Consider the following 18,168-nt stretch of genomic DNA (forward strand, 5'->3'; position numbering starts at 1 on the left):
TAGGAATAGCGGTAGCAGATACGCCCGAGAGTATGCGGGCTCCCGAGTCGGGACACTAAGCAGAACGAACGGGCCCATGGTGGGTCCCCGGAGTAACTCCTATTCCACTCGGCGTAACCGACGGGGCCGTGAAACAAGTTGCTCCACCTCAATGCCTAACCCGTCAGCAAGACGCTCCCTACTTGTGGCGGGCAAGCGTGCGAACTCCGTTTCCATCGTCAGATACGACGACACACTTACGCCCAATCGCTGCGCAAGGGCTAGCTGATTCAGTCCGAGGTACTCGCGCCAGGCGCGTGCAAGCGTCCAATGGTTATGAACCGCGGCGCTGACCACTTCATGCGGTATCAGGCCATTCAAAGGAATTCGTGGCTGCGCAGATTCGTCGCGAATCGGCAGGGCCGACCGGTCAGTCGATGGCGTGATTAATTCGTCCTCTGTCGCACGGTGGTGGTCGCCTGCGGGGGGACTCGAAGCATCGACAGGCCTTGCCGGAGAGGCCGCTGCTAGTTCGAGCAAGCGCTGATACTCAGCAAAGCGCAGCACCACGAACGCAGGGACACCATCCACGTGTAATATTTTTGGGCCGATTTCCTTCATCGCCCCTCCTCCCTTACTGTGATCTGCTGCACTTCCACCGCACCGTCCAGCACTCGAAGCCGGACGTCGTAGTTGCCGGCCGTCATGCTGTACTGCTCGGCGCCGGACGATAATCTTGCCTCGTCTTCAATCCGCCAGCGAAACCCCTCGACCGCATCAACGATTCGGCGCTGATCCGCGGTCGCCAAACCCAGCACCGCTCTTGCGGCCTCTGGCTGCCAATCAATTTTCACCATGAGGCGGTTCCTCTCCCTTCCGGGGCTTCGGGCCGACCTCGTACAAACGCCAGCAAAAGTCACAAGCCCCGCATTCTTGGTCGTTGTACGACGGGCCGGCGCACTGGGTCAACCCTTCCCCACCGGTGCTGTGTCTCCATCATGTGCCGCCCCCCCCTCGAAGCAAAAAAAGCCCCTTCACGAAAGGGGCATGGTCAGACATTCAATCGGGAAGGGAAAACGGCAGGCCTAAAGCATTTGCTCCCGCGCCTGTTCCGCCCTCGATGCACCGATGGCACTCTCGACTTTCTTGACCTCTTCAGGCGGAGGCAAGACGGCTGGGAACCCAAGCGCCTCAATCCAAAGCTCGCGCGCCCAGCCCATCGTGTGATACAGGTGATGGTCCTCGTCCTTTTCCACCGCGTCGAACGCCTTTTTTAGGACCTTCGCTTCGGGCCCGGAAAGCTTGCCCGCAACCAGGCCAATTAGCTCCCAGTTTTGATGGTCCTTCGTCTCAGCGAGCACCACGCACTCAGCGGCCACAATCTGCGCCGCCGCCGGGTCACCGGCCGTCTTGGCAAGTTCGATGGCTGCAACCAGAGACTGACCATGGTGCCGCACGACTTCACGACTGGGAACCTCCTCATTCGGATCTAAGCCCAATTCTTCAAATACGGTCAGCAGCACCTGCTTGTGGGTCGTTGTCTCCTCTAGGTACCCCTGCCACTCCTTTGCCAGATCTTCGTTTGTTGCACAGCTCAACGCCGCGGTATACACCTCGATGCCGCCCATTTCTGTTTCTAGCGCCTGGAACAGCAGGTCCTGAATCTTCGCTTTGTCGCCCTTCTTGCTGGTAGCCATACGGTTCTCCGGTGACGAAAATGATGTGCATCGCGCACGCTTGAGCCGGCACGGCAAGTTGCGTTCCCGCCCCCCCCGTTTGCTAAACTTGGGCTCCCAATCTCAGTTGCCACCCAACCGCGGAAGCGCGAACCCGCGAAACATCATTTCGAGGCCGAAGCCATGCGTGTCCTTATCATTGACGACGACCAATTGTCGGCGGAGATGACCGCAGAATGTTTGATGATGTACGACTCCGTGTCCGTCAAAATTGCGGGGGACGGTGCATCCGCCCTCAGGCTCGTGAGGGAATTTGCACCCGAACTCATTTTTTTGGACGTACACCTCCCGGACGCGTCGGGCGTCGCTCTGGCGCCGCAGTTGAAGGCCGAAAGTTCCTCACCTAACGTGCAGATCGTCATTCTGAGCGGAACCGCTCACAGAGACTCGACGGAATATCCAGAGGGCATCGACGCGTGGCTCGATAAGCCAGTGAAGATTGACACCCTTCTGGCGTTTGTTTCCCGCAAGGCCAAACCGGAGTGACTTCAGCCGCCGCCCGTCATTTGGGCCACGCTGCGACCGTCGCCTGGTGCTTGGCAGCACATATCCCGTATCGCACCAAAACCTCATCCTGCAGCCAGGCCTGCCAATCGTCGTAACTGGCGGGCGCCTGCGGCGGATCAGGAATTTCCGGACACGGCGCCGCTAGGCCGCTATCGAGCGGTGGCACCGCGCGCGGCACGTACAGCGTCCGTGAGAGTCCGCACCCGGTCAGCATCAGGCCGGCAACCAGCAGGCAGAGGATTCGCATTTTTCAAAGCCTTGGAAAGTGCGCCGATCGACGCGGTAAGCTCGGGGCCGATCGCCGCCGCAGCGCGAGCGTTCTGAGCCATTGCCTGCAAGTCCCGGTTGGTTTGCTCGATCGAGCCGCGCGCGACCACCAAGTCATCAGCAATCCGCTCCAATCTCACTTCGGCCAGTTCGCGGCCATGGACGGCGCCCAGCACACACCAAACTGTGCCGGCGCCTGCCAGCGCCGCCGCTGCATAGCCCCTCCAGCCCAACAGCACGCCGGCAAACTTCTCGGCGCCGGACATCATCCTGCTGCCCTCCAGCCGCGCGGCAATTGGAAATGCGGCCCGTCCTTGAGCGTCTTCCAGTCTCCCCCCCACTCCACGGGCACACCCACCGTTGCGGCGCAGGCCTTTACGACGTCGGCCAAGTCCTGGAACTTGGCCCAGTCATTCCAGGGAATGGCACCTCCAACAAGCGGCGCCAAGTCGACGGCATGGCCGTAGCCGTCCGCCTGCCGCAGGTGAAGGCCGTTCAGGGTCTGGCTCTTCCCCGCCGCCACCAGCTCGCGCTGACGCGCGGGTGTCCGCAGGCCTTCCACCACCGTGAAATCAACAGTCGTGCGAAGAATGGCACTCTTCACGACCTCGATCAAAACGGGATGAACGCCGTCCAGACGTGCCAGACTGCGCGGTGACAATCGAAAGTGCGCCATCGCTCAGCCCTCCCCGCCTGGCCGACGCCACGGCAGCCGCGCCAACAACTCATCCAACCACGGCAAGAAGCCCTGATCGCGCATGCGGGACATCCACCGCATGTACGCGCCTAACACCCACCATGCCGGAAGTCCGGCAAGCAACATGCTCGGCCCCAACACGTAGAACTTCGCCAGCAGTGCGTCGTCGCTGCCAGCGCCATGCTGCGCCAGCCATGTCATCGCATCCATCAGGCCCGGCTTCCAAGCGATCACGGCGCCGGCCAGCGCCGGCCCAAACATGAACGAACACACAACAGTCGAGACCGTGCGGACGGTGAACTCGCGCGCAGTCCGAGGCGGCATGATGAGCAAGCCAAGCATTGCGGCGATAGCCGCGGGCACGCCGTACGCCATCGCGACTTTCAACGCCGCGAGGCCTCCCAGCCCCGTTGAACCTGGTTCCATAGTTGAACTGCTCCTGTTTGGGGTCAGCATCTCAGCCTCCCTTATGAATAAAGAAAGCCCCGCAAGGGGGCTCGTGTTCATGACATGTTGGAGAAGTGAATCCGCGCGAAGGCGGCCGCACATTGGTCAAATCTCCAATTGCTCCGGCTGCTCTTCAAGAAGCCAATCGCCTCCGTTCCACCGCGCGCGCTTGCCATCCGGCACCTCCGGAATCGGCTCATCAATCGCACCACCAGGAATCAAGAATCGCCCTGGGCGAATCGGGTTCTCGAACGCGACCGCTTCGCCTACCAGATACCCTTCGGCGTCCAGCTGACAAACAATCTTGTAGTTCTCGGGCATCCTCATCTCCTATCTATTGGTACTTCACACACGCCAGGCGGGCGACGTTGCGCGGCCGAGTCGTAAACCGAGATACCGGAGTTCCGCCCCCCGACGATGACGCCAGGGCCGGACTTCCTCCGCCAGCGGTAGAATCGGCGTTCGCTGGAGACAAGAGGACTGGGCTTCCCGTTGTCGACGCGCCTGGCGCGGCGAGAATAGACGTCGCATCCTGCGCGCTGCCGACGATGCGGCCAGGGTCAACACCGCGCCCCATGTCAGCACCGCGAATAAACTCGCCTCGGCCCTCAGGCGCGCGGAAATTGGTGGTGCCGTTCCCCCCGTACATGGTCCCGATTCGCGCGAAAAGCGCCGGGAAATCAGAGATATTCAGCAGCGCGCCATCTTCGGCGATATATCCGGGTGGAGGGGTGGTACGGCTGAAATATCGGGTTTCCGCGCATTCGGCGCTGATGTACCGGCCGACCGCGCTATCCCAATAAAGGATGCCGTGCGGCTGCACGAGTACCGGCCCCCCCTGATCCGATGTTGGGATCGCCGGAAACGTGCGCAGCCCGGCGAGCGAACCGGCCAACTGCGCATAGTGCTTCGCCGAAAACTCCCCGTCCGCTATCGGCGCGCCGGTTTTGACCGCCCAATCGCGGGCCACGGCCGCGTGGTGCTTTGCTGAGAATTCACCGGCATCTACCGACTCGCCAACCTTCGTAGCCCATTGCCGCGCGAGCGCGGCACTATCGCTGGACTCTGCTGCTTTCTGACCGGCGCCTTGCTGCGAGGAAGCTGCGGCATCTGCCAGCGATGCGGCAGCGGCTCGACTTTCATTTGCAGCGTTTGCGCTCATCGCCGCGGCCGTCGCGTCGTTATCCGCGTTCAGAGCGGACTGCGTCACATCCGCCTGCAGGGCGTTGGTCTCATCGGCAAAGCGCGGGAGGGCCGCCATAAAGACGTCAGCCTTTTCCGCGAAATTCTCGGGGTCGCTCCGGCTGGGCGGAGTCGGCAAACTTGTGATTGCCATCAAGTAAGTCCTTCAATTTCAAGATTGCAGAAATTCACCATTTCGTACGCGACGTCGATGGAGAAATCTTTGTAGAACCCGTAGATCGTGAGTGGGCCGTACCCTTCGGCGTCCGTGCCAATCCAGACGCAGGGGGTGGCGCGAAGCTCAGAAAGCCGTCGATAAACAGCTGCGAATCGCGCGGTGTCCAGCCACAGGCGCTTGGACATACGCCGCGAGAATCGCCGACGGCGGAAGGTTGTTACCCCCGTTTCCGACGTGTCTTTGCGGCTGTAATCGACAATCCCCACGCTGCCGCCATACTCTGCGTCGCCGATGAAATACGCGCTCCCACAAATCATGGCGCCGCAAGCGGCTTCAGCGCCTGGCGCGAAGATCGAAACATCCAAGTGCAAGCTGCCGTAGGCCGGCAGATCGGTCAGAACAAGCTCCGATAGCGGAGAGAACGGTTCGAAAAAATACTCATACCAGTTGGTGACTATTGAGCCTTCTAGAACGCGCTCGGTCTCATACAGAATCGGACCGTCCAGGCCGTCGCGGCCGATCACCTTGACCCGTGTTCCGACCAGTTCGAGTAAGGCCAGGCTGTTGACCAAGCCAGGGCGTACAACCACCTGAAGCGGGCTATCGCCGACCGTCTGGGTGCTAACTTCACTGTCGAACATCGCCCAGCGATTGGTCGGCCCCGCCAGCGCCCAATGCAGTGGTGCCGCCCCCGGCGTATTCCCTACGTTCGGGGTTTGCACACACTCGAAGACCTGGGCCTGATACACCACCCGCGCTCCCACCGCGTAGTTTTCAGTTGAGACGTAGGCGGGATAGTCATCCTCGGCAACGCTCGACGAGATCAACCGATCTCGGCCGATGGAAACCGGCTTAATTACTTTCATGCGCTTGATACCTCCACTCGCAAGGGCTCGGCCGCATCAGGCCGGACAATCAAGCCGTCCGACTCAAGCCGGTCGAGCTGCCGCACGGTCTTTCCGGTATTGCTGGCCGTTGCACGCGCCTCGATCCGAAGGTTCTTCACTTCGTCACGCAAGGCTTTTTGCTCTTCCAACAATGCACGCATAAGCGCCAACGATTGCTCATCGCCGCCCCCTGCCAGAATTGCGCGGGTCCGCTCGGCACTGAAGATCCGCGATGGCCCGGTGACTTCCAACTCCGGGCCGTTCTCGCCGACCAGCCGCAAACCGCCGGCATGGTCGCCGCCCTTGGCAAACGCCGCCACCGGCCGCCCCGTCATGGCGTTGACGATTTGCCGCAGGCCGTTGACCGTGGCGTCTCGCGCCGCGTTGACGGCATTCGTCAGAACCTGGTCGCCGGACAGCGCGGACTTTTCCAACTCCAGCAGCTTGGCGTCAATTTCCGCAAGGAGGTCCAAACTGTCTTTCTGGTAGTCCTTTGGCGTCACGGAGTCCATTCGGCTCGCCACCGCCTCCGCACGGGCCAGCGCAGTCGCGACGAACGCTTGATACTGCTCATCCGACGAGAACGCGCCCTTTGCGGCCTCCAGCATGGGCAGCATCATGCCGTTGAGTTCGTCGGCAAAGCCGGCCAACTCTTCACCATCAGCGCCCATTGCCTTGGCGTATGCCTTGGCATACTCGCCCTGCATGTTGGCAAACTGCTCTTCCGGCGAAAGCTGGCTGATCCGATAGTCCTTCACGGTCTTGCGTAACCCAGCCGCGCCATTCGCCAACAGATCGGCCAGGGCCTTCTGCGCCTCGTAGTAGCGCAACGTCTCCGCACGAAGTTCGCCCAGCTTGGAAACAGACTTTCCGGCGTCAAGCGCAAAGCGTTGGAGCGCGTCCGCATATGCCGTCTGCTGCGACTTCGCGTAAACCGCCGCCTCAGTGGCCGCCGCTTGTGCGCTGGCGGCCGCCGTCACGGACGCAGCGTATTCAGCCTGCAAGCGTGCGACTTCTTCAAACGATGGCGCTACCGAGCCAGCAGCCTCAGCAGCGCGCAACGCCGCAACAGCCTCCTCCCAGGCCGCCCTGGCTGCCGGAAGCTGGGCCTGCGCAATGGTCCGCGCCTGGTCCAGCTCCTTCCAGTTGTCTTTCTTGTAGCCAACGGTCTTCGGCGCGTAGACATCCCAGTTCAGTTTGTCGATCAACGCTTGCGCGGCAGTTGCACGCTGCTGAGCGGCCTCCAGGTTGTTGACCGCGGCATCGCGCGAGGATTTCACGCCGTAGTACGCCGTTTCGGCCGCATTACGTGCGCTCGACCTCTGTGCACTGAGCGCCTCGGCCGCGCTCAACCGCGCCCCAGCAGCCACCAAGCCGGCATTGCTCGGCAAGTCGGTTTTGATGGCCTGAATGCCCTTGCTGATCGCCTCCGGAGACATGGGCGAGGGGTCGAGAATCTGCCGCGCCGCGTCCCGCACAGCAATGCGCTCATTCGCAATGCTGTCCAGAATGGACCGCATCCGGTCGCCAAGCTGCTCAAACGCTGCCGTCATGGTGGCAACGAACACATCCGTATCCACCCCTTTGAGCGCCTCAGCCAAGCCGGCAAAGTCGATGACGGTCCCGCCGACTCCAGCGCGCAAAGCCTCCATTTGCTCCAACAGCAAAACGCTGGCCTCCTGAGCGCCGGTCATCGAATCGCCCAACTGGCCGCTGGTGCTGGTGAAGTCCAACAAGCCCGAGCCGAGATCGAGGAACAGAAGCGAAATCTGCCCCGTGGATTCACCGACTTGGGTAAGGGACTCGCGCAGCAACAGCGCCTTTAGGGCCGCGCCATCAAGCGCCGGCGCCAACCCGCCGCGGCCGGTAAAGGCCTCCAGCATCCGGCCAGCCGCCTCCTGGCCACGCCGCGTCGTCGCCTCGATCACAGCCGCAAATTCGGGCGCGATTGCCAACAGCGCCACATACGACGCGCTGCGGCCGGCGTCAGTCGTCAGGTCCAGCGCCGTCACCATGGAGCGCAACTCCTCCATGGTGTTGGGCATGGCGATGTTCAGGCCTTGCAACGAATCGGCCATGTCCGCGAGGCTCAACTTGGCGCGCTCGGCCTCCGAGTAATAGAGCTGGTAATACTGCGCGGTGGCCTGGCTCATGGCGTCAATGCCGCCAAAAGCGTCCACAAGCTTCGATGCAGTTGCCGCCCCAGACACCGAGACGTCGTACAGGCTGAGATCCAGCAGCTTCAGCCCGCGATTCGTGGCGCCAAGATTCGCGCCCAACCGCTGCAACGTCTGCGAGGCGGTTTCGTTCTCCTTGGAGAACTCGGCAATGTTCGGCACCAACGACCGCACCATGTTCTCGCCGACCGTCGCCAGGGCCGCTTCCAGCAGCTTCTGGTTTTCCTCGCTGTCCTTGGTCAGCGTGATCCGGAACTGATCGCTGTATGTACCCAGCGAATCTGCCGACACGCCTACGGCCTGCGCCAGGCTGGCCGCATTCGACTTCATGAGGTCGAACGCCGCGCCGACGTCATCCAGGAACTGACCATCCAGCCCCTTCGCGTCCATCCCGCTGCGACCGCTGCGGAACCATCCTCCTTTCTGCTTCCAAGGGGTGGACGTGTATCCGGTGAACCCGAGCGAGCTGAAGTCGCCGACCATCGTCGTATCGTCGTACTCCTTCGGCCCGCGCCCGAAGGCTCGGGCGATAAGAGCCGAACCAGAAAGGATCGACGCCCACTCGCCATTGATTCCAACCGACCGCAGCGCCTTATCCGTCCACAGAGACGGTCCGGTAATGGGGTTGTACTTGGCAATGGGCGCCATCGTGCCGTTATCGGCATCCCAGCCCGCGCGGTACAGGCTGCGATTAATCAACATGCCAGCGGCAATCCAGCCTGCCACAGGAATCGCGCTGGACATCATCGAGCCGGCGGTTGCAGCCGTGCTGCCCGCCGTGGTCGGGCCCGCCAAGCCGGCGGCCAAGGTGGCGCCCTGACCAGTCATGCCAAGCGCGAATTGCTGGGCGGCCGTAGAACCGATGGCGCTCCCGATGGAGGAAATGCCGGATGCCAGAGTGGAGGTTAATCCCCCTGTCAAGGCGCCGTACGCCGCACGGGCGACGCTGAATGCGTCGGTCCAGCCCAAGCCGCCACCAACACCGCCCTGCCCGCCTCCTACGCCCGCCAACGCTGACAGGCCGCTAGCGCCTGCATTTGCGCCCATCACGCCCGCCACATTGGCGAAGATGGTCGCCACAAACGGCTGGGCGAACATCCGATAGATCTGATCGGCAACCGTCGTCTTAAACGTGGTCGTCAGCGACTTGGTGAACGACTTCCACCCGTCCTTGCCGTTATTCATCATATCGGCGAAGCCCTGGCGGAAGACGTCGCCATATTTGTCGACGCTACGCTCCCAGTCGCGCGCCATCTCGTCGGTCGCCTTCTTCTGGGCGTCCTTCACGTCCTTTGCTCGGATAGCCTGGCCCAACCGCTTCCGGGCTTCGATCTCCTGCTCAATCAGGGCGATCTCACGCTCAGACCCGTCAAAGCCCTGCAATGCCGCTTTACGCTCTTCCAGGCGTGCGATGGTCAGCGCCTCCAGGGCGGCCTTGCTCAGGCCGTAGGTGGAAACCTGATCTTCGACCGCCTGGGCTTCCTGACCGATCTTTGCGACGCCTTCTTCCAAGGCGGTGTAATACTTATCGCGCTCCTCCTGAAAGCCCTTCGTCGCGGCATTGGCACGGACCAACGCCCCCGCCTCATCGGCAAGCGCCTTGGTTCGCTCCAAGCTGGCGCGCACCTGGGACTTGAGATTTCCTTTCAGAAGCTCCCCAATCTCTGCGGAGCGTCGCTCATACTCATTGAGCTTGCTGGTTTGCAGCCCGCGCTGACCCAATTCGGCCGCCAATGCCTGCTCTTCAGCGATGCGAGCACGCAAACGGGCCGCGTCCGACTCCGCGCCAGATGGCCCCTTGTCACCGCCCTTGTCCTCGAATCGCTTATCGATTTCGTCCAGCGCCGTCTTGTGGGCGGCGTAGACCTCGCGGTATCTCTGGGTTCCCTCCGCCAAGCCTTTCAACGCCTTTTGAAAGGCTTGGCCTTCCTCCTTGATGGCCTGCTCTCGTTGCTGCGACCGCGTCATCCGGCCGGCCCCAGAAAGGTAGTCGTCTCGGTTTCGGGCTTCATCGAGCTGCCGCTTGCGATCTGCGGCAGCACTCGCCTCGGCGACCGCGGCGGCGTCCTTGGCTTGCATCGCACCAAGTTCCATCTGGGCGGCATCAAGGCCGCTTTGTTCAGTGGCGGAAATCTTCGCACCGTTTTGCTTGGCAATCCGGATGTTCTCCTGCCGCGCACGAACCTCGCGCTCCTTCCTGCCAATGACGTCCTCGACAGTGGCCGGACGCCCGACGTCCGCCATTGCATCCCAGGCCTTGCCCGCCATGTCGCGCACGCCCTTCCACGCGCGTTCCAGATAGCCGAGGTTCTCAGACAGCTTCGGGGCGCGGTCGTTCAGCGCGTCCGCATACGCCTTCTGCGCAACTGCCGCCGCATCGGCGGTTTTCCCCTGCCGCTCCAACGCCCGAATCTGCTCGTAGGTGGAGGCGGTCAGGAAATTCATGCCCTCGTTTAGCTTGAGCGCAGCCTCCAGCGGAGCCTTGCCCAACTCCACGAATTCCTTAACCGTGTCCTCGATGGCCGTGCCGGTCGTCTTCTCCCAGCGCACAGAAGCGGCCGCAAACAGCTCCATATTGGCTGCGCCAACCTTCGCCTCACGGCTGAACAGTTGGAGCGCATCTGCGGCCTTCCCTTGCGTACCGACCACATCACCAACCCGACGGGACATGGCTTGCAGTTGGCCGCCGGTCACACCAGCGATTGCGCCCGTCTGGATGACCGAACGGTTAAAGCCTTGAGACTCGCCAGCGCCCTTAAAGTACGCCGCCCCCAGCAGAGCCACGGCCCCCGCAGCCAGCGTGAAAGGGCTTGCGAGGCCAGCGATGTAGCTCCCCATGGCACGCGCCGCAGGCCCGATGCCGCCGAACATGTCTTTCAGCTGCCCGCCTTGCTGGAGCAGCACAGTCATGGGTCGTTGGCCGCCCTGCAGGGACACGAGAATGTCCGTGAACTGCGCCGGCACGCCTCGCATGGCCGCAGCAGTGGCTTTCGCCGACATGCCCAACTGTTCAACCGCCGGAGCCGTCGCCAGCATGGCAGCCTTTGCTTGCCCCTGCTTGACCGTAATGGCGTCCAACTGTGCCAAATAGGGCTTGAGTTGGTCTGCGTCAATCCCGCGCTGCTTTGCCAACGCCGCGTAATAGGTGGCCGTCCCTCGGGCGCCCGCGCTGGTAATGGCAATCTGGCGCTCAATCTGGTTGATGAGCCCCTGCGTGGCCCGTTCCTGCTTGCGGCCCGCCTGCGTACCGGCTTCCGCCGCTTTTCCCATTTCGCTGGACGCTTCACGGCCGAGCGTAGAAATGGATTTCTTGGCCTTGCCGGTCGCCTCCGTCACCTCGGCCATCGTCGCCGTCAGGCCGGAAGCATCGCCCGTTACGGCGACGACGCCCTCAGCAATCACATTTGTCATGGCAAATCCAGTAAAAAAGCCCGCACGGCGCGGGCTATTTCTTGCTCATTTCGTCGAGCGCGGCATGCTCAAGGACGCGCATCTGTTCTTCTAGCTCTTCGAACCGCTCCGGCGTGAGCCCCATGCGATCCATCTTGTGAAACATCACGCCGTAGTCCAGCCCGGTAGCACCCGCCATGCCGACGCGCCACTGCGAGCGCAGCGCCACAAAGAGTTCGAACGCTTCCAGATGCTCTGGCCAGATTTCGACGGGATCACCCGCCACGTCATCCGGCGTCAAGCCGAAGGCGGCCAGTTCCTTAGGATCTGGCCCCTTCGCGTAAAGTGCGGCCCCGAGCGCTCTTAGTTTCCCTCGCGGGCCTTGGACAGCTCATCGATATAAGTGCCCAGCACGGCACGGGCCGAGCCGACGTATCCCTGCACCAGGCGCCCGATGTTCTCGGCGTCGAACGCGTCTTCCAGTTCCCAGCCGCTGGCGATGTCCATCAGCAGCTCGACGTCGTCGGTGCGATCCTTCAGGCCGTCGAGGAACTCGCGATATTCGTCGCGGGAGCGATGCTTGAACGTGAATTCCACGCTCTCGAAGCCGTCGCCGGGAACCGGCAGCGGCACCTTCTTCTTGAAAGTGGGTTTCGGGTTGAGGGTGAACTTGGTCTTGGTGGCCATATGAGATTCCTGGTGGGTCGGTTGAAAGGATGAATTGAAGGAGCCGCCCACAGCGGGCGGCTCGTCGGGTTGCTGCTAGCCTGCGATCAGGCCGCGTAGCGCACGGGGCGCGACAGCAGGGAGAACGTGGCTTGCACGCCCATGACTTCGCCCTTCGTCATGGAGGGCGTTTCGTTGAACGAGACGTAGCCGTTGTAGAGCAGCACCGAGCCGTTCGGGAAGGCGATGCGCAGGGCGCGCACCTCGCGCAGCTCGGCGGCCGCTTGCAGGGCCTTGTAGCCAGGGAGAGACGGGTCGTCAGCGATGGTGATCGCCAGCGATTGCGCGCTCGCCTGAGTCGGGATCTGCGCCTCAAAGTCGTTTTCGAGGAAGCTGTACGTGGCGAACTGCATTTCGCCGCCAGACGTCGACGTTTCCAGAATCTGCGTGATCTGGGTGAACGACGTGATCTCACGGAAAGAGCCGTTTCCAGTGCCCGCGGGAAACTGGATCGGGGAAAGCGTGTTGGCGCCTTCCAGAGCGAACGTTCCGGCGGCCGCGTCGGCGACGCGCAGGACTCGCTCATTCACCTTTTGCCAGCCGGATTTCAGCTCGATCAGCGCGCCGTTGGTCAGGCCATGCGCGGCGCTGGAAGCGACGCCGGGATTCGCGTTGGTAATCGCCGTGATCGACTTCGACGCGCCGTAGGCGGTCGCGAGCGACAGAATCACGCCGTTGGGGAGAGAAACAGCCATAGGTTTTTTCCTATCAAGGGACGAAAAAAAGCCCGCCGAGGCGGGTTGAGGGATGTGCCCAAGAGAGGGCAAAGGTTTTGGTTCTACGTTGCTGGGCTATGCGGGCTCGATTACATGGCTCTCAAGTTCCAGCGTCACGCTGACGCCGGCCAGGTCTGCCCCTGTACCTCCAGAGAGCGAACGGCTGGAGACCTTCGCCAAGAAGTAATGCGGGCCGATCTGGGGGACGTCGATTCGAAAGCTGTAGGGCCGGTCCTCTTTGGCGGCGGTGCGCAACAGGTCTTGCCCCGCATCTGCAATCCGATAGAGGTCCAGTTGCAGCGATTGCGGCACCCTGGCGACCCGCCGAAGAAACGAGACCTTGGCACCGATGGGTTGATAGGCAACGGTTTGGTACTGAGAAGCGAGAGCGCCGAACACTCGCACCCCCCGGGCCTGTTTGAATGGCAGCGCGCCAAATGCGCCGGCATCCAGCGCCGCCGGTGCATCCGGGCACAGCGCCACCGTGGCGCCGGCCAACACATTGGGAGTTGTCATGGGGCGTACCACACGCTGAAGTCCTGCTCGGCGCCCTTGAAGCCGGTTTCATCGTCACGGCGCGAGACGGGAGCGCCCAGGGGCATGGCGTACACGGGCGCAGCACACAACGCCGCCTGCACCGCGCCAATCAGCTCAGAGGCTTGAGCCCGGCCCTTCGCCCATACCGTTATCTGCATCCGCGCGTTCTGCTTGTCCGGCAAGGCTCCATCCATGAATATCGGAGAAACGCCCCCAACCTGCTGGAACGTGGCAAAGGGCATTGGCGTATCGCCCTCAGCCGCGTCCGGGTAGATTCGGCCCCCGAAGATCGGCCCGAGGGTCTGCACAATCAGCGCCTCAACCATGCTGAATCTCCTTTATCTTCTCCGCCAGGCGCTTGCGGCCCGCCTCAACCGCATCTTTCAGCTTCGCGTCCACTGACACACGCAAATATGGTTGCGCTGGGACAAACACGGGGGTCTTCAGCGGCCTGCTTTTCAAGGTGATCCACTCACCGCCCTTGGTCTGGCGCACCGCGTGGCGGCGCCAATGGCCATGCTCCACCAGCCACCAATGGGGGGCTTTCGCCTTGTTGACCCCTACGATGTAGGTTTTTCTGTCCGGCCCGGAGTCCCTCTCATCGAACCAGCGATAGATCGCCGCCTGCAGCTTTCCGAGACGGTACGGCACCCGCGCTCGCATTTCGTCGTACAGCACGATAGCCATCGCGTGGGCGGCAGGCCGAACGGCCTCTTGCTTGATTCGGTCAAAGAAAGCCGAAACCTGCTTTTCGATATCGCCCTCAAAAGAGAACGCCATCGAGTTCGCTCGATGCTGCTTGCCAGTCCTCAAGGAATCACCTCCCGCTCGGTCAGCTTCCGGCAAACGAGGTCAACATGCCTTCGGCGTTCTTCGTCGGGCAGCACGGCTTCGACCTCATAAACGTCCGCCCCGTACGTGACACGCATCCCCATCTCGACGGTCCGCCGATAGGGGATGCGAATGCTGGCCTTCTTCACTTCTTGCTCGGCCCCTGCCTTGATTGCCGCGATGCCAGACACGTAGCGAATCGAAGCCCAAACGGCGCCGACCTTCACCCAAACGTCCAGGGGCTCATTCGCCGAATCCCGCTCTTCGCCACGCCGCAGAATGTCCACGCGGCGATTGCGTTTCCCCGCTTTTAACATTGCGCCCCCTTACTCCGGCCACCAGCGATAGGGATCAGCGAGCGCGTCAAAGCCCATCGGGATCTCCGCCAGATTCAAGTCCGTAGTCGCCTCGCGGTTCACGTCCCAATGACCAATAAGGAGGAGCAGCGCGAGCGCGATGTCGTCATCCAGCACAAGGGCGTTCGCTGGTGCCGGGGTCGGTACGTCATCCTTGCTGCGGAAGAGCTGACGGCCGGTTCTCGATTCAAATCGGCGAACCGCAGCGCCCTGATACCGAGTGAGCATTCCATCGCTTGTGTCCTCCGGATCAAGCCGTAGATGCTCGCGGATCTCATCCAGTTCCAGCATGCGTCATGACGGGCCGGTTTCCCAGCCCGCCCCTGGTTGATTAGGCCGCCTTGCCCTGCAACGCCTTGATGGCGGCGGTGTCCTGCAACACGCAACCGAAGCGATGGAAGGCCAAGAAGCCGGTCTGGTCATACTCGGCGTAGCGTTCCACGAGACGCTTAAGCACCATGTAGCGCACGCGACGCAAAATGAACTGATCGAAGTCGCCCGCGAACATGAACTTGGCGCCAGCCGCGACGGACGGAATGGCTTGGTCGATGACGTACTGATACTTCAGCAGGCGTGCCGGCGCCCCCGAATCCAGCCCCGGAATCCACAGCGGGCGGCCATTACCGTCCTCCATTTCTTCCAGGACTTGCAGAGTGGCGTCGTTGAATGCCAGGCGGAACTTGGGCGCGTTGCGGTAGGCCGGGTCGATGGAGTGAATCAGTGCGTTCACCTCCTTCCAGGTGAAGGCACCCGCGGCGGCTGTCTGTTTGCCCACAGAGGCGGACGCGGCCAGGCCTTTCGGCTGGGCAGGCGTACCAGCACCCGTGCCCGTGACGATCAAGCGCGATTCAGCACGCCCGATACGCGAGGCGATGCGACCCGCCAAGAACGTCTCCATGTCGATACCCGAATCCGCGAGCAGTTCGTTCGACACCCGGATAACTTTGGAGGTCAGCTTGTGGGCACCCACTGCGTCCATGCCGAAATCCACATCCTTTTCACCAGCGTCGGTGTTTTCACCGATCAGCTCGCCCTCATCGTTCGTGCCGTTGCTCGTCGGCCATTCGATCGGGTTGCCGCCGTCGGTGACGAGGATCTGAGCAACGCTGGCGATGCCGCCGTACTGCTTCATGGATTCCTGCACCTTCGCCAGGAACGTCGTCGGGACGGTGTAGCCACCCTTTTCCGGACCAGTCACGCCCTGGGCGCGGGCCTCTTGCAGCATCTTGCGTTCTTCCGAGGTCAGTTCGGCCGCGCCCTGACGCACGAACTTGATGAATGCCTGGGAACGCTGCTCGTCGGGGCTGCCCTGGCCGGCGGCGGCCGCGGCTTCGGCGGCCAACTGGCTGGCGTTGTCGTCGACGTAGCGCTGCTCGGTGTCGCGCAGCTCTTCTTCGCGCTGGATCTGCTCGTCCAGCTTCTTGAGGTCGGCCTTCATGCCGTCCCACTTGGAGCGCTGCTCGTCACCCCAGGCGTTTTCACCTTGGGCCTCGTGGAACGTGCGCATTTCAGCAGCGATCCGCGCACGTTTTTGCTTCAGTTCTGCAAGGGTCATATCGACTCCGATTAAATAGAGGTAAGAGAGGTCAGTTCAAGGAAGCGCTCGCGTGCGCGACGCTCGTTTACAGCCTTGGCGGCCAGTTCCTGGGCGCCTTGGGCCAACTTCTTCCAGCTATCCAGCGAGCGCTGGGCGGCATGGCTGTCGCCATAGGCCGGGTACGTGACTGGCGACACGTCGCGCAGTTCGGCCAGCCTGTGGATCGTCCGGACGATGATTTCCCCCTCTCGGCGCCACTCGTCGCCGTCCGGAGCTACGCGAAATCCGAAGCTCGATCCGGTCACGTCGCCGCGCTGAAGCGGCGTAAGCACGAGATCCCGGACGGTCTGCGTGTCCGGCGGGTCGATGGTGTAGGCCAGGCCCCGGGAGTCGATCTCCAAGCGCAGCGTATTGCTGCGGGTACGCCCAAGCACGAAGTTGGGATCGTGGTTAAAGAGTGCCCGCACGTCATCGCCCATGACTTCATCAAACGCGCCAGGGGCGATCTCCTCGACAAACGTGCCGAAGAGCAGTGCGCTGCGCGTGTTGAACACGGCGGCGTAGCCAGCGATCTGAGGGCGCTGCGCTTCACCGTCGCCAGACGTGCGAAGCTCGCACGGCTGGTTACCCAGCGTGCGCATTTCAAGGTCTTTCATGGGATTCCCTATTGGCTGTCGGCCGGCGGAGTCGCCGGCGGCTTTCCGACCTCGGCGGCCGGCTTGGCATTGACGCTGATGAGCAACTCGGACAACCCTTCACGCGGGCTGAGGTCTTCCAGGGCCCGGACTTCGTTGCGGTCCATCCAGCCATCCGTGATGGCGGCGTGGTAGAACTCCGCGCGCTCCTTGGGGGTGCCGCGCAGCAGCCCGGCCAGATTGAGCTTCACGTAATAGCCCGCGCGCCGCTCGGCAGGTGTGAACAGCTTGCAGTTCAATTCCTGCTCCCAGTTCACCCCCCACGGCATCATCGAATAGCGCACAAAGCGGATGCTCTGCTCAGTGATATTCGAGTTTGTCGCGCGCTCCAGGTCGTTAATCATGTCCGCCGGCACGTTGTAGATGGCCGCAATTTCCGTGCGGTTCATCTTTCGCGTTTCCAGGAACTGCGCGGCCTCAGGAGGAATGGTCAGCGCGCGGTAATCCAGATCCGCAGGCAGCAGAAGCGTCTTGTTCTCCGATTGGATAAGCCGGGCTACGGCTTTGGTCCAGAACTCTCGCAAGCGGCCCCACGTGTCTTTGTTGAGGTCCCCTTTGACGGTCAGAATCCCGGTCGGACGCCCGCCTCCTTCGAAGAACTCACGCCCATAACGCTGCGCGGCCAGGCCCAGCCCCAGCATTTCCGCATGCTGCTGAATGATGCTCTTGCCCATACGGCCGGAAGACCCGAGGGCGCGGACATGAACCATGTCTTCCGGAGCGACGGCCATTGCCTTGCCGTCTTCGTCCGTCGTGCTGTAGATCCAACGTCCCGCCGGCTTTATCAGGGTGGTGGTCCAAGGCAAGCAAAACTCCAGCGCACGCAGCTCGCCCGAGCGGCGCCGCTCGATCCGGGTGAAGCCGTTCCCCCATCCGAGAACATGGTGCTGCTTCGTCTCGCGCCATTTGTAGCTGGTCTGCCAGTCGTTGGGCTTGGAGTGAATCAGATCAAAGGCCGGATGATCCGTCGCCGGCTCAATTCGGTTGCCCTGGCGGCGCAGCACCACTGCGGGCAGCTGCGCCACGTTGCTGGACAGCACGTAGTGGCAGGCGTACACCGCCGAGAGACAAAGTGCCGCCTCCGGCGTCACGGCGATGCGTTTTCCCTCGCCGTGCAGATACTCCTGCAGGTTCTGGCCCGTGAGAGGAACGGAGGGGCTTTCGAGACTGCGGCCCTCGAAAAGCGATGACAGAATCATCGTTTCCCCCTTGCCGCGGCGCGCAGGGCGAAGGCTAGGAGCAACGCTCCAGCAGCCAACAAGGATGGCCCGGTGCCAAATTGCACGTACACCCCGGCCGCCACGCAGCAAAAGCCAGCGAGGC

22 protein-coding genes are annotated in these 18,168 nt (G+C 62.3%); 1 reads left to right on the forward strand and 21 read right to left on the reverse strand.

Features of this window, described 5'->3' with window-relative positions:
- Positions 1–99: 99 nt before the first annotated feature.
- The 3 genes from AC6LJW_RS01995 to AC6LJW_RS02005 form a co-directional block, all read right to left on the reverse strand.
- The gene (locus AC6LJW_RS01995; RefSeq protein WP_498086351.1) at positions 100–600 is read right to left on the reverse strand and encodes a helix-turn-helix domain-containing protein; all 501 of its coding nucleotides are present in this window, start codon (positions 598–600) and stop codon (positions 100–102) included.
- On the reverse strand, positions 597–836 hold the full coding sequence (locus AC6LJW_RS02000; protein WP_498086352.1) for a hypothetical protein: 240 nt from the start codon (positions 834–836) through the stop codon (positions 597–599). Before AC6LJW_RS02000 ends, AC6LJW_RS01995 begins: the two co-directional genes overlap by 4 nt.
- 228 nt (positions 837–1,064) lie before the next feature.
- A complete protein-coding gene (locus AC6LJW_RS02005) occupies positions 1,065–1,676 on the reverse strand; it encodes a hypothetical protein (protein ID WP_498086353.1) in 612 nt (203 codons plus the stop codon).
- 162 nt (positions 1,677–1,838) lie between these two features.
- Here AC6LJW_RS02005 and AC6LJW_RS02010 point away from each other — a divergent pair, with 162 nt between their 5' ends.
- On the forward strand, positions 1,839–2,201 hold the full coding sequence (locus AC6LJW_RS02010; RefSeq protein ID WP_498086354.1) for a response regulator: 363 nt from the start codon (positions 1,839–1,841) through the stop codon (positions 2,199–2,201).
- Positions 2,202–2,371: 170 nt separating this feature from the next.
- On the opposite strand, the gene AC6LJW_RS02015 is transcribed toward AC6LJW_RS02010, so the two are convergent.
- From AC6LJW_RS02015 to AC6LJW_RS02100, 18 genes are all read right to left on the reverse strand, one after another.
- Positions 2,372–2,758: a hypothetical protein gene (locus AC6LJW_RS02015; protein WP_498086355.1), complete on the reverse strand. Its 387-nt coding sequence runs from the start codon at positions 2,756–2,758 to the stop codon at positions 2,372–2,374.
- Positions 2,755–3,165, reverse strand: a complete 411-nt coding sequence (locus AC6LJW_RS02020) for a M15 family metallopeptidase (protein WP_498086356.1) — start codon at positions 3,163–3,165, stop codon at positions 2,755–2,757. Before AC6LJW_RS02020 ends, AC6LJW_RS02015 begins: the two co-directional genes overlap by 4 nt.
- Positions 3,166–3,168: 3 nt before the next feature.
- Complete coding sequence (locus AC6LJW_RS02025) at positions 3,169–3,612, reverse strand: hypothetical protein (RefSeq protein WP_498086357.1); 444 nt, start codon at positions 3,610–3,612, stop codon at positions 3,169–3,171.
- A 126-nt stretch (positions 3,613–3,738) separates the two neighbouring features.
- Positions 3,739–3,954 (reverse strand): hypothetical protein, encoded by a 216-nt coding sequence (locus AC6LJW_RS02030; RefSeq protein ID WP_498086358.1) that lies wholly within the window; start codon positions 3,952–3,954, stop codon positions 3,739–3,741.
- Between the two features lie 13 nt (positions 3,955–3,967).
- Complete coding sequence (locus AC6LJW_RS02035) at positions 3,968–4,969, reverse strand: tail fiber protein (RefSeq protein ID WP_498086359.1); 1,002 nt, start codon at positions 4,967–4,969, stop codon at positions 3,968–3,970.
- On the reverse strand, positions 4,969–5,859 hold the full coding sequence (locus AC6LJW_RS02040) for a hypothetical protein (RefSeq protein ID WP_498086360.1): 891 nt from the start codon (positions 5,857–5,859) through the stop codon (positions 4,969–4,971). Before AC6LJW_RS02040 ends, AC6LJW_RS02035 begins: the two co-directional genes overlap by 1 nt.
- A complete protein-coding gene (locus AC6LJW_RS02045; protein WP_498086361.1) occupies positions 5,856–11,468 on the reverse strand; it encodes a phage tail length tape measure family protein in 5,613 nt (1,870 codons plus the stop codon). The genes AC6LJW_RS02040 and AC6LJW_RS02045 overlap by 4 nt, the downstream gene beginning before the upstream one ends.
- 34 nt (positions 11,469–11,502) lie before the next feature.
- On the reverse strand, positions 11,503–11,748 hold the full coding sequence (locus tag AC6LJW_RS02050; protein ID WP_498086362.1) for a DUF1799 domain-containing protein: 246 nt from the start codon (positions 11,746–11,748) through the stop codon (positions 11,503–11,505).
- Positions 11,749–11,810: 62 nt separating this feature from the next.
- Positions 11,811–12,134, reverse strand: coding sequence for a phage tail assembly chaperone (locus AC6LJW_RS02055; RefSeq protein WP_498086363.1), 324 nt, complete (start codon positions 12,132–12,134; stop codon positions 11,811–11,813).
- Between the two features lie 86 nt (positions 12,135–12,220).
- A complete protein-coding gene (locus tag AC6LJW_RS02060; RefSeq protein ID WP_498086364.1) occupies positions 12,221–12,868 on the reverse strand; it encodes a phage tail protein in 648 nt (215 codons plus the stop codon).
- Between the two features lie 96 nt (positions 12,869–12,964).
- Positions 12,965–13,405, reverse strand: coding sequence for a hypothetical protein (locus tag AC6LJW_RS02065; RefSeq protein WP_498086365.1), 441 nt, complete (start codon positions 13,403–13,405; stop codon positions 12,965–12,967).
- Positions 13,402–13,752 carry a DUF3168 domain-containing protein gene (locus AC6LJW_RS02070; protein WP_498086366.1) on the reverse strand — a complete coding sequence of 117 codons (351 nt, stop codon included), beginning with the start codon at positions 13,750–13,752 and terminating at the stop codon, positions 13,402–13,404. The genes AC6LJW_RS02065 and AC6LJW_RS02070 overlap by 4 nt, the downstream gene beginning before the upstream one ends.
- Positions 13,745–14,206 carry an HK97 gp10 family phage protein gene (locus tag AC6LJW_RS02075; protein WP_498086367.1) on the reverse strand — a complete coding sequence of 154 codons (462 nt, stop codon included), beginning with the start codon at positions 14,204–14,206 and terminating at the stop codon, positions 13,745–13,747. Before AC6LJW_RS02075 ends, AC6LJW_RS02070 begins: the two co-directional genes overlap by 8 nt.
- 29 nt (positions 14,207–14,235) lie before the next feature.
- On the reverse strand, positions 14,236–14,574 hold the full coding sequence (locus AC6LJW_RS02080; protein WP_498086368.1) for a phage head closure protein: 339 nt from the start codon (positions 14,572–14,574) through the stop codon (positions 14,236–14,238).
- 9 nt (positions 14,575–14,583) lie between these two features.
- Positions 14,584–14,904, reverse strand: a complete 321-nt coding sequence (locus AC6LJW_RS02085; protein ID WP_498086369.1) for a head-tail connector protein — start codon at positions 14,902–14,904, stop codon at positions 14,584–14,586.
- A gap of 40 nt (positions 14,905–14,944) precedes the next feature.
- Positions 14,945–16,168, reverse strand: coding sequence for a phage major capsid protein (locus AC6LJW_RS02090; protein ID WP_498086370.1), 1,224 nt, complete (start codon positions 16,166–16,168; stop codon positions 14,945–14,947).
- A gap of 11 nt (positions 16,169–16,179) precedes the next feature.
- A complete protein-coding gene (locus tag AC6LJW_RS02095; protein WP_498086371.1) occupies positions 16,180–16,806 on the reverse strand; it encodes an HK97 family phage prohead protease in 627 nt (208 codons plus the stop codon).
- A gap of 8 nt (positions 16,807–16,814) precedes the next feature.
- Entirely contained in the window at positions 16,815–18,044 is a 1,230-nt protein-coding gene (locus AC6LJW_RS02100; RefSeq protein ID WP_498086372.1) for a phage portal protein, read from the reverse strand.
- Positions 18,045–18,168 lie beyond the last annotated feature (124 nt).

This window comes from Achromobacter sp. 1012554356, from assembly GCF_059760815.1.

What these genes read in the sequence shown, in the direction of transcription:
- AC6LJW_RS01995 (WP_498086351.1), bottom strand. Translation starts at nt 600, where the DNA reads ATGAAGGAAATCGGCCCAAAAATATTACACGTGGATGGTGTCCCTGCG.
- AC6LJW_RS02000 (WP_498086352.1), bottom strand. Translation starts at nt 836, where the DNA reads ATGGTGAAAATTGATTGGCAGCCAGAGGCCGCAAGAGCGGTGCTGGGT.
- AC6LJW_RS02005 (WP_498086353.1), bottom strand. Translation starts at nt 1,676, where the DNA reads ATGGCTACCAGCAAGAAGGGCGACAAAGCGAAGATTCAGGACCTGCTG.
- AC6LJW_RS02010 (WP_498086354.1), top strand. Translation starts at nt 1,839, where the DNA reads ATGCGTGTCCTTATCATTGACGACGACCAATTGTCGGCGGAGATGACC.
- AC6LJW_RS02015 (WP_498086355.1), bottom strand. Translation starts at nt 2,758, where the DNA reads ATGATGTCCGGCGCCGAGAAGTTTGCCGGCGTGCTGTTGGGCTGGAGG.
- AC6LJW_RS02020 (WP_498086356.1), bottom strand. Translation starts at nt 3,165, where the DNA reads ATGGCGCACTTTCGATTGTCACCGCGCAGTCTGGCACGTCTGGACGGC.
- AC6LJW_RS02025 (WP_498086357.1), bottom strand. Translation starts at nt 3,612, where the DNA reads ATGGAACCAGGTTCAACGGGGCTGGGAGGCCTCGCGGCGTTGAAAGTC.
- AC6LJW_RS02030 (WP_498086358.1), bottom strand. Translation starts at nt 3,954, where the DNA reads ATGCCCGAGAACTACAAGATTGTTTGTCAGCTGGACGCCGAAGGGTAT.
- AC6LJW_RS02035 (WP_498086359.1), bottom strand. Translation starts at nt 4,969, where the DNA reads ATGGCAATCACAAGTTTGCCGACTCCGCCCAGCCGGAGCGACCCCGAG.
- AC6LJW_RS02040 (WP_498086360.1), bottom strand. Translation starts at nt 5,859, where the DNA reads ATGAAAGTAATTAAGCCGGTTTCCATCGGCCGAGATCGGTTGATCTCG.
- AC6LJW_RS02045 (WP_498086361.1), bottom strand. Translation starts at nt 11,468, where the DNA reads ATGACAAATGTGATTGCTGAGGGCGTCGTCGCCGTAACGGGCGATGCT.
- AC6LJW_RS02055 (WP_498086363.1), bottom strand. Translation starts at nt 12,134, where the DNA reads ATGGCCACCAAGACCAAGTTCACCCTCAACCCGAAACCCACTTTCAAG.
- AC6LJW_RS02060 (WP_498086364.1), bottom strand. Translation starts at nt 12,868, where the DNA reads ATGGCTGTTTCTCTCCCCAACGGCGTGATTCTGTCGCTCGCGACCGCC.
- AC6LJW_RS02065 (WP_498086365.1), bottom strand. Translation starts at nt 13,405, where the DNA reads ATGACAACTCCCAATGTGTTGGCCGGCGCCACGGTGGCGCTGTGCCCG.
- AC6LJW_RS02070 (WP_498086366.1), bottom strand. Translation starts at nt 13,752, where the DNA reads ATGGTTGAGGCGCTGATTGTGCAGACCCTCGGGCCGATCTTCGGGGGC.
- AC6LJW_RS02075 (WP_498086367.1), bottom strand. Translation starts at nt 14,206, where the DNA reads ATGGCGTTCTCTTTTGAGGGCGATATCGAAAAGCAGGTTTCGGCTTTC.
- AC6LJW_RS02080 (WP_498086368.1), bottom strand. Translation starts at nt 14,574, where the DNA reads ATGTTAAAAGCGGGGAAACGCAATCGCCGCGTGGACATTCTGCGGCGT.
- AC6LJW_RS02085 (WP_498086369.1), bottom strand. Translation starts at nt 14,904, where the DNA reads ATGCTGGAACTGGATGAGATCCGCGAGCATCTACGGCTTGATCCGGAG.
- AC6LJW_RS02090 (WP_498086370.1), bottom strand. Translation starts at nt 16,168, where the DNA reads ATGACCCTTGCAGAACTGAAGCAAAAACGTGCGCGGATCGCTGCTGAA.
- AC6LJW_RS02095 (WP_498086371.1), bottom strand. Translation starts at nt 16,806, where the DNA reads ATGAAAGACCTTGAAATGCGCACGCTGGGTAACCAGCCGTGCGAGCTT.
- AC6LJW_RS02100 (WP_498086372.1), bottom strand. Translation starts at nt 18,044, where the DNA reads ATGATTCTGTCATCGCTTTTCGAGGGCCGCAGTCTCGAAAGCCCCTCC.